This is a genomic window from Halogeometricum sp. S3BR5-2, assembly GCF_031624635.1.
GTDB classification, from domain to species: Archaea; Halobacteriota; Halobacteria; order Halobacteriales; family Haloferacaceae; genus Halogeometricum; species Halogeometricum luteum.
In genome coordinates this window covers 158,343-170,770 of record NZ_JAMQOQ010000005.1, presented here as the reverse complement: position 1 = coordinate 170,770, position 12,428 = coordinate 158,343, and the positions used below count along the sequence as shown (strand labels likewise).

At 67.1% G+C, this 12,428-nt stretch carries 17 protein-coding genes; 12 read left to right on the top strand and 5 right to left on the bottom strand.

The annotated features are described in order from the left end of the window. The first annotated feature begins 119 nt into the window (after positions 1–119). From htpX to NDI79_RS17540, 4 genes are all read left to right on the top strand, one after another. Entirely contained in the window at positions 120–986 is an 867-nt protein-coding gene (gene htpX, locus NDI79_RS17555) for a zinc metalloprotease HtpX (RefSeq protein ID WP_310929951.1), read from the top strand. 1 nt (position 987) lies between these two features. Beyond that, the gene (gene pspAB / locus NDI79_RS17550) at positions 988–1,593 is read left to right on the top strand and encodes a PspA-associated protein PspAB (RefSeq protein ID WP_310929949.1); all 606 of its coding nucleotides are present in this window, start codon (positions 988–990) and stop codon (positions 1,591–1,593) included. A 183-nt stretch (positions 1,594–1,776) separates the two neighbouring features. After that, positions 1,777–2,808, top strand: coding sequence for a DNA repair and recombination protein RadA (gene radA, locus NDI79_RS17545; protein ID WP_310929947.1), 1,032 nt, complete (start codon positions 1,777–1,779; stop codon positions 2,806–2,808). Between the two features lie 171 nt (positions 2,809–2,979). After that, positions 2,980–3,339, top strand: a complete 360-nt coding sequence (locus NDI79_RS17540; RefSeq protein WP_310929946.1) for a DUF7475 family protein — start codon at positions 2,980–2,982, stop codon at positions 3,337–3,339. A 14-nt stretch (positions 3,340–3,353) separates the two neighbouring features. Here the strand turns inward: NDI79_RS17540 and NDI79_RS17535 are convergent, their stop codons facing one another. Next, positions 3,354–4,196, bottom strand: a complete 843-nt coding sequence (locus NDI79_RS17535) for a CDP-alcohol phosphatidyltransferase family protein (protein ID WP_310929945.1) — start codon at positions 4,194–4,196, stop codon at positions 3,354–3,356. 134 nt (positions 4,197–4,330) lie between these two features. Here NDI79_RS17535 and NDI79_RS17530 point away from each other — a divergent pair, with 134 nt between their 5' ends. Both NDI79_RS17530 and NDI79_RS17525 read left to right on the top strand, forming a co-directional pair. Then, positions 4,331–5,140, top strand: coding sequence for a zinc-dependent alcohol dehydrogenase (locus NDI79_RS17530; RefSeq protein WP_310929944.1), 810 nt, complete (start codon positions 4,331–4,333; stop codon positions 5,138–5,140). A gap of 9 nt (positions 5,141–5,149) precedes the next feature. Beyond that, positions 5,150–5,971 carry an IS5 family transposase gene (locus NDI79_RS17525; RefSeq protein ID WP_310929943.1) on the top strand — a complete coding sequence of 274 codons (822 nt, stop codon included), beginning with the start codon at positions 5,150–5,152 and terminating at the stop codon, positions 5,969–5,971. 44 nt (positions 5,972–6,015) lie between these two features. Here the strand turns inward: NDI79_RS17525 and NDI79_RS17520 are convergent, their stop codons facing one another. Then, entirely contained in the window at positions 6,016–6,414 is a 399-nt protein-coding gene (locus NDI79_RS17520; RefSeq protein WP_310929942.1) for a hypothetical protein, read from the bottom strand. Between the two features lie 206 nt (positions 6,415–6,620). On the opposite strand from NDI79_RS17520, the gene NDI79_RS17515 reads away from it, so the two are divergent. From NDI79_RS17515 to NDI79_RS17500, 4 genes are read left to right on the top strand one after another with little or no spacing between them, the layout of a single operon-like run. Continuing rightward, positions 6,621–6,815: a hypothetical protein gene (locus tag NDI79_RS17515; RefSeq protein WP_310929941.1), complete on the top strand. Its 195-nt coding sequence runs from the start codon at positions 6,621–6,623 to the stop codon at positions 6,813–6,815. Positions 6,816–6,870: 55 nt separating this feature from the next. Beyond that, a complete protein-coding gene (locus NDI79_RS17510) occupies positions 6,871–7,248 on the top strand; it encodes a 6-pyruvoyl trahydropterin synthase family protein (RefSeq protein ID WP_310929939.1) in 378 nt (125 codons plus the stop codon). Further along, positions 7,248–8,369, top strand: coding sequence for a glycosyltransferase family 4 protein (locus tag NDI79_RS17505; RefSeq protein WP_310929938.1), 1,122 nt, complete (start codon positions 7,248–7,250; stop codon positions 8,367–8,369). Before NDI79_RS17510 ends, NDI79_RS17505 begins: the two co-directional genes overlap by 1 nt. Beyond that, complete coding sequence (locus tag NDI79_RS17500) at positions 8,366–9,310, top strand: class I SAM-dependent methyltransferase (RefSeq protein ID WP_310929937.1); 945 nt, start codon at positions 8,366–8,368, stop codon at positions 9,308–9,310. Before NDI79_RS17505 ends, NDI79_RS17500 begins: the two co-directional genes overlap by 4 nt. Before the next feature lie 41 nt (positions 9,311–9,351). On the opposite strand, the gene sufU is transcribed toward NDI79_RS17500, so the two are convergent. Then, positions 9,352–9,777 carry a Fe-S cluster assembly sulfur transfer protein SufU gene (gene sufU / locus NDI79_RS17495; protein ID WP_310929936.1) on the bottom strand — a complete coding sequence of 142 codons (426 nt, stop codon included), beginning with the start codon at positions 9,775–9,777 and terminating at the stop codon, positions 9,352–9,354. Between the two features lie 95 nt (positions 9,778–9,872). Between sufU and NDI79_RS17490 the strand changes: the two genes are divergently transcribed. Next, a complete protein-coding gene (locus NDI79_RS17490; protein WP_310929935.1) occupies positions 9,873–10,304 on the top strand; it encodes a hypothetical protein in 432 nt (143 codons plus the stop codon). Between the two features lie 7 nt (positions 10,305–10,311). On the opposite strand, the gene NDI79_RS17485 is transcribed toward NDI79_RS17490, so the two are convergent. Then, positions 10,312–10,863, bottom strand: coding sequence for a mechanosensitive ion channel domain-containing protein (locus tag NDI79_RS17485; RefSeq protein ID WP_310929933.1), 552 nt, complete (start codon positions 10,861–10,863; stop codon positions 10,312–10,314). 209 nt (positions 10,864–11,072) lie between these two features. Here NDI79_RS17485 and NDI79_RS17480 point away from each other — a divergent pair, with 209 nt between their 5' ends. Further along, on the top strand, positions 11,073–11,384 hold the full coding sequence (locus NDI79_RS17480) for a hypothetical protein (RefSeq protein ID WP_310929932.1): 312 nt from the start codon (positions 11,073–11,075) through the stop codon (positions 11,382–11,384). 131 nt (positions 11,385–11,515) lie between these two features. Here the strand turns inward: NDI79_RS17480 and NDI79_RS17475 are convergent, their stop codons facing one another. Further along, a complete protein-coding gene (locus NDI79_RS17475) occupies positions 11,516–12,358 on the bottom strand; it encodes a DUF7847 domain-containing protein (RefSeq protein WP_310929931.1) in 843 nt (280 codons plus the stop codon). Between the last annotated feature and the right edge of the window lie 70 nt (positions 12,359–12,428).

The following is a 12,428-nucleotide window of genomic DNA, read 5'->3' as shown; positions in this document are numbered from 1 at the left end:
CTCTCCCGCATAGTTCCGTCGCGCCCTCCTCACGCCAGATGGGCGACTGCACTCTCGGCGCCGAGCGCGAAACTCACCACTCCAACAGCGTTTATACCGACGAACACGAAAGAGACGCCATGGATTGGAAACCCGACTGGGGACTTCGCGGGCGCATGGCGCTCACGATGTTCCTGCTCTTCGCGCTCTACATCGTGTTCGTCGCGGTGATTGCGCGGACGTACACCGCGTTCCTTCCGCTGGTCGCGGTGTTCATGTTCGTGCAATTCTTCTTCAGCGACAAGCTGGCGCTGTACAGCATGGGCGCCAAAGAGGTGTCCGAGGAGGAGTACCCCCAACTCCACGCCACCATCTCCCGCCTGTCCCAGCAGGCGGACTTGCCGAAACCGAAGGTGGCCGTCGTCGACTCGCGCGTCCCGAACGCGTTCGCCACCGGCCGGTCGCAGAAGAACTCCGCGGTCTGCGTGACGACGGGTATCATGCGGACGCTCGACGACGACGAGTTGGAGGGCGTCCTCGCGCACGAACTCGCGCACGTGAAGAACCGCGACGTGATGGTGATGACCATCGCGTCGTTCCTCTCGACGGTCGCGTTCATGATCGTCCGCTGGGGCTTCTGGTTCGGCGGCGGCAACCGCGACCGACAGGGCGGGGGCGTCATCGCGGCCATCGCCGCCTCCCTCGTCGTCTGGATAATCTCGTACCTCCTCATCCGCGCGCTCTCGCGCTACCGCGAGTACGCCGCGGACCGCGGCGCGGCGGTCATCACCGGCCGTCCCTCGGCGCTGGCGTCGGCCCTGATGAAGATATCCGGGCGGATGGACCAGGTGCCGAAGGACGACCTGCGCGAGCAGTCGGAGATGAACGCGTTCTTCATCATCCCCATCAAGAGCGACTTCATCGGCCGCCTGTTCAGCACGCACCCCTCCACCGAGAACCGCATCGAACGCCTCCGCCAACTCGAACGCGAGATGGAGACGGCGTAAGATGGGGTTCATGGACTCGATTCGCTCCGTCCTCGGCATCAGCGCCGAGACGGACGCCACGCGCGACGCCGACCCCGAGGACCTCTTCGGGATGAGCACCGCCTACCTCACGATGGAGGCCGACCTCGGCTTCGAGTCCGTCGGCGCGGCGGCGCTCTGTTTCTCCTCGGTCGACAGCACGGACTTCGAGGAGACGGTCGAGGAGGTGGAGGCCATCCTCAAGGCGGGCGAGGAGGAGACGGGAACCGACTTTCGGGTGCAGGAGGACTCCCACGGTTGGGAGTGGGTCGTCCTCGAGGACGACGACCCGGAGGACCTCGTCACCAGTATCCACTTCGCCGCCGACGAGTTCATCGAACGCGGGTACGGTTCCCGCCTCCTCGCGGCCGTCTTCGGCTTCGAACGCGACGGCGACCGGGCCTACTGGGTCTACTCGTTCCGCCGCGGCGCGTACTACCCGTTCGCGCCCGACCGCGGCCGCGAGCAGAACGACCGCGTCCTGATGAAACTGGAGTCGGTGCTCGACGGCGAACTCGGTCTCGAATCGGACAAGGAGTACTGGTACCCGATGTGGCCCGACCGCGAGGGCGGACATCCGTGGCAGTGACTCGGTAGGCGACGACCGGACTTTTTCCCTCCGCCGTACACCCCCCGAGGAGCGACACCGCCGCGTACTGTCGGTTAAACCCTCAGGAAACCCTGACTGACGACGCGCCGCAGTCGAGCGGTTTCACTTCCACTACGGTGTTAACGAGGCTTTATGTGCTCGTGGGCCTCAGAGTGAGATACGATGCCCGAAGACGATCTCGAAAGTCTCCCCGGCGTGGGTCCCGCTACCGCAGACAAACTCGTGGAAGCCGGCTTCGAGAGCTACCAGTCGATAGCCGTCGCCAGCCCCAGCGAACTCTCGAACACGGCCGACGTGGGCGAGTCCACCTCCTCCGACATCATCAACGCCGCCCGCAAGGCGGCGGACATCGGCGGGTTCGAGACCGGTTCGATGGTCCTCGAACGACGCCAGGAGATCGGAAAGCTGAGCTGGCAGATTCCGGAGGTCGACGAACTCCTCGGCGGCGGACTGGAGACGCAGTCCATCACCGAGGTGTACGGCGAGTTCGGCTCCGGGAAGTCGCAGGTCACCCACCAGATGGCCGTCAACGTCCAACTGCCCCACGAACACGGGGGTCTCCACGGCTCCTGCATCTTCGTCGACTCCGAGGACACATTCCGCCCCGAGCGCATCGACGACATGCTCCGCGGTCTCGACGACGAACTCATCCAGGCGATGATGGACGACCGTGAGATAGAGGGGACGCCGGACGACGAGGAGGCGATGTCCGTGCTCCTCGACGACGTGCTCGACAAGATTCACGTCGCGAAGGCGTTCAACTCCAACCACCAGATCCTCCTCGCCGAGAAGGCCCAGGAACTGGCACGCGAACACGAGGACGACGAGTTCCCCGTCCGCCTGCTCTGCGTCGACTCCCTGACCGCACACTTCCGCGCGGAGTACGTCGGCCGCGGTCAACTCGCCGACCGCCAGCAGAAACTCAACAAGCACCTCCACGAACTCGACAAGGTCGGCAACCTCCACAACACGGTCGTCCTCGTGACGAACCAGGTGGCCTCGAACCCCGACTCGTACTTCGGCGACCCGACCCAGCCCATCGGCGGGAACATCCTCGGGCACAAGTCGACGTTCCGCATCTACCTCCGCAAGTCGAAGGGCGACAAGCGCATCGTCCGCCTCGTCGACGCGCCGAACCTCGCCGACGGCGAGGGCATCATGCGCGTGCAGGACGGCGGACTGAAGCCGGAGTAGACGGACCGCGCGAACCGCGACACTCCTTTCTCCGTCTCCCGGTTCTCTTCTCTCCTCTTCTCTTCTCTTCTCTTCTCTTCGGCCTCCCGACGAGCGACGCCGTTCCGGGCACCCGATTTCCGTGTCGAATGTTACCGAGTATTAAGTCGTCGGCGCGCCTGTTTCAACGATATGGCCTCCCGAATCGACACCTCGTCGCTCACGACGCTCCACTACGTCGGCATCGCGCTCGCGGCCCTCTCGGGAGTGATTCACCTCGTCCTCGGCGTCCCCTCGCTGCCGACGGCGTTCGGCGTCTCCTTTCTCGTCGCCGCTGTCGGGTTCGGCGTCGGCATCGCCATGGTCGCGCTGAACGTCCGCCGGCGACTGGCCTACCTCGTCGGCATCCCGTTCGTCCTCGGTCAGGTCGTCATCTTCGCTTACACGGTGGTTCAAGGATTGAATCAGCTCTCTCCGGTCGCCGCCGTCGACAAACTCGCGCAACTCGCCCTCGTCGCGATACTGGTCGTCCTCCTCCGCCGCGGCGAGTGAGTCGGCTCCCCGGGTCAGGGGAGCGGTCGCTTCCGTCGGCCGGAGACGACGAACCAGTCGACGAGGAAGTTGGCGAGGAAGGGGAGCATCGTCGCCGTCGCCGCCGTCCACGCGACCCCCCGCGGCACCGCGGGCGCGAGGAGGACGGCCGTCACCGCCATCTGGCCGCCGGCGAGGACGCGGCGCGACGCGCTGTGCGGGAGGTCGAAGACCGGCAACCCCCGCCGCCGTCGCACCCGCGCGCCGGCGACGAAGAGGTAGCGCGCGGCACCGACGAGCAGGTACCACGGCGGGAGCAACCCGGAAGCGACGCCGACGACGGCGGCGACGAGGAGTCCGGCGGCGTCGACGTTCATGTCCAGCCACGCCCCGAGGAGCGTCCGGCGCTCTCGGGCGCGAGCGATGGCGCCGTCGAGCGGGTCGAGCGCGGCGACGGCCCCGTAGAGGAACGCGGCGAACCACCCCGTCGCCGAGGGGACGGCGAGCAACCCGACGAGCGAGGCGACGAGCGCCCCCCGGAACAGCGTCACCGCGTTGGCGACGCCGAGCGTGCCGAACGCCCGGCCCCCGTCGGGCGGGCGGTTTCGTTCGAGGTTCCGGCGCGCGAGGCCGACGACGGCGGCGACGCCCGCCCCCGAGAGGACGGCCCACGGCAGGCCCGTTCCGGGCGCCCGTCGCTCCGCGAGGACGGCGAGGGCGGCGACGCACGCGAGGAACCCGACGGCGAGGGCCGCCAGTTGCCGCGCGGTTCGGGGCGGTGCGGTATCGTCCGCCGGTCCCCCCGGCGCGTCGTTCGGGCGGGCGTTCCCCGTCTCGCTCGCACGGGTCACCCCGCCCTTCTCCGGTGTCTCCTCCACGTGACCCGATAGGGAGCCGGTAGTGGTGAACGTTCGCACGCGCGACAGCTTTACCCCGGCTCACCCGTCAGTCGTGGTATGTACCGACAGACAGCGGACCGACGGGGGGCGTCGCTCCCGGCGGGCGGCCGCCGGTGACCGACGCGAGGCGCGTCCGGTTCGCCGCGCCGCGAACCGTCGACGTCGAGTACGGTCCGGTCCCGGAACCGACCGACGACGAGGTGCTCGTGGAGACGACGGTGTCGGCCGTCAGCCCGGGCACCGAACTCCTCGTCTACCGCGACGACGTCCCGACGGACGTTCCGCTCGACGCGACGATAGACGGTCTGACCGAACCGCTGTCCTACCCCGTATCGTACGGCTACGCCGCCGTCGGCGTCGTCACCGCCGTCGGCGACGCCGTCGACGACGCGTGGGCGGGCCGCCGCGTCTTCGCCTTCCGCCCGCACGCGAGCCATTTCTGCGCCGCCCCCGACTCGCTCGTCGCCCTCCCGGACGACGTGTCCGACGAGGACGCCGCGATGCTGGCGACGGCGGAGACGGCGACGGGATTCGCGATGGACGGCCGCCCCCGCGTCGGCGAACGCGTCGCCGTCTTCGGACAGGGCGTCGTCGGCCTCCTCACCACCGCACTGCTGGCGCGGTTCCCGCTCTCGGAACTCGTCACGGTCGACCGTCACGCCCCGCGCAGGCGCAGGTCGCGGTCGTTCGGCGCGCACGAGGCGTTCGCCCCCGAGGCCGTCCCGGACGGCGTCGCCGACCGCTTCGCGGGCGACGGCCGGGCCGACCTCACCTTCGAACTCTCCGGTAACCCCGAGGCGCTCCCGGACGCCATCTCGCTCACCGGCGACGACGGCCGCCTCGTCGTCGGGTCGTGGTACGGCGCGAAACCCGTCTCGCTGGCTCTGTTGAAATCCTCAGAGAGTTACAGATTCGCCCGGTAGTCTGACCGGATGCAGGCCCTCCCAAAGTCGCAGTTGCTTCGGTTCGTTGAGCAGGCATATCACTTGGCTCGGCGAGCTGTTGCCCGCTACTCGTCAAAGTTCTCGAAACGACGGTACACACTCCACCAGCACATCGTCTTGCTCTGTCTCAAGGTGCGGAAGAACACGACGTACCGGACGCTCCTCGACGAACTCATCGAGATGCCCCGGATTCGGAGCTCCCTCAATCTTGAGGAAATCCCGTCTCCTTCGACGTTGTGTAAGGCGTTTAACCGGCTCGATATGGCGGTTTGGCGTGTGCTGCTCAACCTCTCGGTTACCCTCCTCCCGACCAACGGTGTCGTCGGTATCGATGCCTCTGGCTTTGACCGTAGTCACGCCTCGAAGCACTATACGAAGCGAACGAAGTTGACGATTCAGCAGTTGAAAGTCACGCTTCTCGTGGACACGAGAGCAAATGCTGTCCTCGACGTACACGTAACAACAACACGAAAACACGACTCGAAGATCGCGCCGTTGCTCATCAAGCGGAATACCGGGGAAGTAGCAGTTCTCCTCGGCGACAAGGGATACGATGATCAGAAGATTCGCGCATTAGCCCGTGAAACTGGTGTTCGTCCGCTCATCAAGCACCGCGAGTTCTCGTCACTTCACAAAGCGTGGAATGCTCGCTTGGATGCCGATCTCTACGGTCAGCGCAGTCAAAACGAGACGGTAAACTCTCGCCTCAAACGGAAATATGGCGCATTCGTCCGCTCACGGCACTGGTGGAAGCAGTTCCGTGAACTCGTTGTCTGCTGTCTCACTCACAACATCGACAAGGCACTTTGAACGTTCAATAGAACAGGAGAGCCGACAAGGGGCTGGATATGTGTTTAGGCGCAGGCGTTTTGTATGCTCTCCGTGATTGTCATGACGGTCACGTTGGAATCAGTCACTTGATAGACCACATTGGTTTTCAGTCCGTCAACCGCCCCACTGGAACCGTCCTCGCAACTGTATTCATAGGAATACGGCATTTTCACCCGGACTTTAACGGCCGAGCTGTTGCTGTTCAGGACGGTCGCGTTAGGTTTGGCGTAAATGCCGACGCTACTGCTGGTGACGTAGCTCGCGTTCTCCAGCGCTTGAGTTACACGCGTCTCCTCGGCGCTTAGTGCTTGTTCTCTTGCTTCTTTGTCCGTAACGTCAGGGCCGGTACTACCAATCCCTGCACAGCCGGCAAAAGCAACGAGCAGGGCCAGTATCAGGAGGGAACCAATTCGTGACTTCACGAGTCACACAACTAAGAGAGCGGTTAAGTGTTTTCTGACGCATCAAGCTCTTTAGGGTACTACAGGGGAGTTCGCTTGATTCGCAGTCCCACACAACAGCTGTTTCAGCAGGAAAGGTGTCGAATCGATAGGACTTCAACAGAGCCGTCTCGCTCGAACTGGGCGGGCGCTTTCACCGCAGTCGGATGCGCATCCGGTCGAGCCAGGTGAGCGAAATCGACGCCGACCACGCCGGCCGCTGGGACAAGGAGCGCCGCCTCGACTACGTCCTCGACTCCCTGCCGGACCTCGAACCCTCGTCGCTCGTCAGCCACCGCGTTCCGGTCGAGGACGCCGCCGACGCCTATCGGTTGCTCGACGACGACCCCGCCGACGCCGTGCAGGTGCTCTTCACCTACTGACCCCGTTCGACCGCTCCGACCGCGGCTTTACGGCGGTTCCGTCCCACGGGAGAATATGTACGCCGTGACCGTCGTTCGGCCCTTCGTCGCCCGGCACGCGCTGACCGTTCCGAACCCCGGTCCCGAGGGCGACCCCCACTCGCACCGATACCGACTGGAGGTCGAACTGACGGGCGAGACGCTGAACGAGTACGACTACCTGGTCGATATCGACGCCGTGGAGTCGGCGCTCGACGGCGTTGAGGAGCGCTACGCCGACGCCTTCCTGAACGACCTACCGGAGTTCGAGGGGTACAACCCGAGCGTCGAGCGGTTCGCGCGGGTCGTCCACGACCGTCTGGCCGCCGAACTCGACGCCGAGGCGGCGTCGGAGGCGACGGTCACCGTCTGGGAGGACGACGCGGCGAACGCCGCCTACACCGCCCCGTTCTGATGCGCGTCGCCCTCGTCGTCCCCGGGTCGCTCGACGCCGCCTCGGGCGGGTTCGCTTACGACCGAGCGCTCGTCGACGGCCTCCGCGCCGCAGGCGAGACGGTCCGCGTCGTCTCCATCCCGTGGCGGCGCTACCCGCTCGGCGTCGTCGACTCGCTGGTCCCTCGACGGCTCTTCTCGTCGAAGTTCGCCCCGGACGTCGTCCTCGCGGACGAACTCGCCCACCCGGCGCTGCTCGGCCGCTGCACCGACCTCGGTACGCCCGACGCCGCGCCCGTCGTCGCCCTCGTCCACCACCTCCGCTGCGACGCCGTCGACGGACTCGACGCTACCGTCGCGCGGACGCTCGAACGGCGCTTCCTCGACCGCTGCGACGCCGCCGTCTGCACGAGTCGCCCGACCGCGGAGTCGGTCGAACGCCGCGCGTCCGGCCTCCGAACGCACGTCGCGCCGCCCGCGGACGCGCAGTTCGACCCGAACGTGACCGCCGCCGACGTCGGCCGGCGCGCTCGGCGAGACCCGTTCCGCGTCGCCTTCGTCGGCAACCTCCTCCCGCGGAAGGGAATCCTCGCGCTCCTCGACGCACTCGCCGGACTGGACGAACCGTGGCTCGCCACGCTGGTCGGCGCTCACCCGGACGAAACCCACCTGCGCCGCGTCCGCGAGCGGATTCGGCGGCGCGGACTCGGCGACCGGGTCCACATCGCGGGGTCGCTCTCGACCGACGAGACGGCCGCGGTCCTCCGCGAGAGCCACGTCTTCGCGATGCCCTCCGCCCACGAGGGGTTCGGCATCGCCTACCTCGAAGCGATGGGGTTCGGCCTCCCGGCCGTCGCCTCGGCGTCCGGCGGGGCGTCCGACCTCGTCGACGACTCGACCGGCGTCCTCGTCGCGCCGGGCGACGTGGGGGGCGTCCGCGAGGCTCTCGCCGGGTTCGCCGCGGACAGAGACCGACTCGCGGCGGCGGGCCGGGCCGCCCTCGACCGGTACGAGGTGCACCCCCCGTGGTCGGAGACGGTAGCGGGCGTCCGACGCTTCCTCCGGGAGGTCGTCGACCGTCACGACGCCGGAGACGGCGGATTCCCGCGGGCCGAGACGCCACCCGCGGGGAGAGGGTCGTGAAGGGCGACTTCCGGCGCTACCTCGCGGCGAAGGAGTCCGTCGACGACCGGGCGTTCGCCCCCGGCGTGCGCCGCCTCGTCCGGTCGGACCTCGCCGGCCGGCCGGACGGCCTCCGCCTCTTGGACGCCGGGACGGGCACGGGGTCGTTTCTCCGCCGCCTCCTCGCGTGGGACGTCCCGGACCTCGCGTACGTCGCCGTCGACGCCGACGGCGTGAACCTCGACCTCGCCCGCGAACGCGTCGCGGCGACGGCGCCGGCGGCCGGATACGCCGTCGACTCCATCGACAGCGAAGGCGATGGCGACGGCGACCACGAGGCCGACTTCGATTTCGCCGTCCCGGGCGAGACCGTGGGGTCGCTGTCGCTGAGGGGGGAGAACGCTATCGACGTGCGCTTCGTCCGCGGCGACGCCCTCGACGCCGCCGACGCGGGCGGGTGGGACTTCGTCGTCGCGCAGGCGTTCGTGGACCTCCTCGACCCGGCGGGCGTGGACCGCCTCCTCGACGGCCTCGCTCCCGGCGGTCGGTTCTACTTCCCCATCACCTTCGACGGCGGCACCGCGTTCGCGCCGCCCCACGACGCCGACGACGCCGTCCTCTCGGCGTACCACGCGACGATGGACGGCGGGGACCGCCTCGGGTCGCGGGCGGGACGGGTGCTGGAGCGACGTCTCGACGCGCGCGGTATCGACTACGTCGCGGCCGACGCCGACTGGTCGGTGCGACCGGTCGACGGCGGGGACGGTCCGGCCGGTCGGCGCGACTACCCGGCCGACGAGGCGTACTTCCTCCGTGTCCTCGTGGACACGGTGGCCGACGCCGTCGGCGTCCGCGTCGACGAGGGGAGGCGACGCCGGTGGCACCGCGCGCGGCGGCGGGAACTCGACGCTCGTCGGTTGTCGTACACGGCGAGAAACAGGGACGTGACCGGGGTCGTGTGACCGCGTCGGTTCGGGGCGGTTCGGGCGGCGACGGCGCGGACTCAGTCGTCGAGTTCGGTCGTCGTCTTCTCCTCGTCGGCCTCGCCCTCGTAGACGGCAGCGCCGTCCTGCGCCACCTGCCGGGCGAGGACGGCGCACTTGATGCGCATCGGCGAGATGTCGACGCCGAGCATCTCCGTCACGTCGTCGGTGTCCATCTTCTCCAGTTCCGACAGCGTCGTCCCCTGGAGTCGCTCCGAGAGCATGCTTGCCGAGGCCTGACTGATGGCGCAGCCGTCGCCGTTGAACGCGACGAACTCGATGGTCTCCCCGTCGTCTTCGAGTTTCACCTGCATCGTGATGGTGTCGCCGCAGGAGGGGTTCTCCCCGGTGTGCGAGAACGTCGGCTCCTCCATCTCGCCCTTGTTCCGGGGGTTCTTGTAGTGGTCCAGAATCTGCTGTCGATACATGTCCGAGCCCATACCCATAGTTGTCGATGGTAGGTGAGTTCCCCGGATAAGGGTTCCGGGGAGACCGATTCCCGCCCGAACGCACTCGTATCCGGGAACCGTGTTCCCGCGTGATGGAACCGACCAAGCGACTCGCGTCCAACCTCCGCTCGGAGTCGTCCGCCTACGGCTACACGCTCACCATCTGGGGTGCGGGCGCGCTGCTGATCCACGAATACGGGATGCCGGGCGAACTGTCGGTGCTCGCCTACGTCAGCGGCGCGCTCCTCGGATTCGCGACGCTCTCGTGGTTCGCGTTCGGGGGCCCCCTCTCGCACGTCGACGAGACGGACGTGGACATGACCGCCCTCTCGATGATTCACGTCGCCGCGACGGCCGGCAACCTCCTCGTCGTCCTCTTCGTCGCGCACGGCCTCCGCGTCGCCGGCGTTCGACCGGCCGCGGCGTTCGGCGTCGTCGGCGCGCAGTCGACGCTCGTCTACAACCTGTCGCTGCTGCTCGAAGACTTCGTCTCGGAAACGCTGGCTTCGGCGTTCGGCACGTGAATCGCGCTCACCTCGACTCCATCCGCCGCCACTTCTTCTCCACCTCGCGGTTGGCGACGACGACGGTGTCGCCCTCGTCGTCGCGGAACCGACTCTTGCGCAGGCCGATGGACTCGACGACGCCCGTCGCAGGGTCCGACTCCACGCGGTCGCCCGGATTGAAGTCGGGGTCGCGGAGCAGGTAGACGCCCGCAACCGTGTCCGCTATCATATCCGACAGCGCGTAGGAGACGCCCAGCGCGACGAACCCCGTCGCGGTGCCGAGACTCGCCGCCACGTCTCCCATGCCGACGATTTTGAAGAACGCCAGCGCCGCGCCGAACCAGAGGAACAGGCCGGCGACGGTGACGCCGAGGCTGACCACGAGGTCCTGTTCGTCCGGGTAGAGGGCGTCGAGTGTCCCCCGAAGCGCCCACAGCGCGACCCTGATGACGACGTAGGCGAGGACGAGGAAGACGATACCACCGAGAGCGTTCGGAATCGCCGCCCGAAGGCCGGCGACGAACTCCGCGAACGTCCCGCGGACGACGCCGACAACCGAGACAGTCGTCTGAAACACACGTTCGCAGACGGCGGTTCGTCGAATAACGGTTGGGGCGTCGCGCCGCACCGCAGTCGGTGGGTTCGACGGCGTTCCGAAGAATCAGTTCGACCCTCGTTCACGATTTTATTTACTCATCATGTAGTAAGTCTTTTCACCGAGTCGGCGCTACCCGAGAATATGCGAGAAACCTCCAACACAAAATCTAAAATCGGGATGAGAAATCAATGATGTGGCAAGACCTCGTTTTCCTCGCCGGAAACGTCTTCTCCATCGCCGCGCTCGCGCCGACGCTCAGAGACGAGACGTCGAAGGTCCCGCTGGGAACGAGTCTCCCTTCGCTGACAATCGGCTTCGTCTACGGGACGGCGTTCCTCACGATGGACATGACCTACTCGGCCCTCGGCGCCCTCCTCACCGGTTTCATCTGGGGGCTCATCGCCCTGCTCCGCTCTCCGACGGACGTCGCCGAACTCGTCGCGTCGTTCCGACGCTCGTCGGATTCCGCGCCGTCGGCGTCGCCGCCCGGAGCGGACTGAACGCCGTCGCGGTCCCCTCCCTTCTTTTCCTCTCTCAGGTGTTCTGTCGCCGTCCTTCACTCCGGAGACGTCTCTCGGCGTCTGCTTCGAGACTCGAAAGAAGGGGGCGTTCGGGTCGCCCGCATCAACCGTCAGGCGACCGTACGCTGCGACGGCGGCGCGCCTTCGTTCCCCGTCGTCCCGTCCAGCGTCCGGTAGAACGCGACGGAGAACAGGAGGAAGAACGCCCCGAACAGCGCCATCAGCACGTCGGCGACGACGACGAACCCGACGACCAGCGACAGCGGCAGGTCGGGGAACAGCGGAGTCGGTTGCGCCACCTGCACCGACAGCAGCGTCGACGGGACGCTCGCGACGACGCCGAAGACGAGGCCGACGCCGAACGTGAGGACGGTGTAGCCGAACACCGAAGCGAGGTTCCGTCGGACCAGACTCACGCTCCGCTCGAACCCGCCGAGGAAGCCCTCGTCGTCGAGTACGATGGCCTGTCCGTAGAACTGGACGAAGAACAGCGGAACGAACAGCACGAGGAGGAACGCCAGCGTCGCGGCGACGAGGACGCCCGCGTTCGCGAGCGGTCCGGCCCCGGCGGCGGCCGGCGAGACGGCAACTCCCAATCCGCCGACGACGGCGACTCCGACGAAGGCGAGTGCGACGACGCCGACGAAGACGAGGAGGTACGCCCCCAGCATCGACGCGTAGTGTTTCTTGCCGGCCTCGACCAGCGTCCCGAATCCGGTGTCCCCGTCGAGCGCCTCCTCGGCCATACCGACCAACCCGGCGAAGACGAACGGGGTCACGAACACCGTCACGAGTATCGACCCGAGCGAGACGACAATCGCCCCCGTCGGGGCCATCAGTTGCGCGAACTGCGTCGGAAGCTGTACCAGGAGGACGAGCAGCATCACACCGGCGAGTATCGGATTTCGACGGAGCGCGCCGCCCGCCGAACGGAGGGATTGGAGGACTGACACGTGCTGGCGTTCGATTCGGTAGGATAAATATCTTGTTCAGACCGCTGACAGTACCGCCGACACGCCGTGT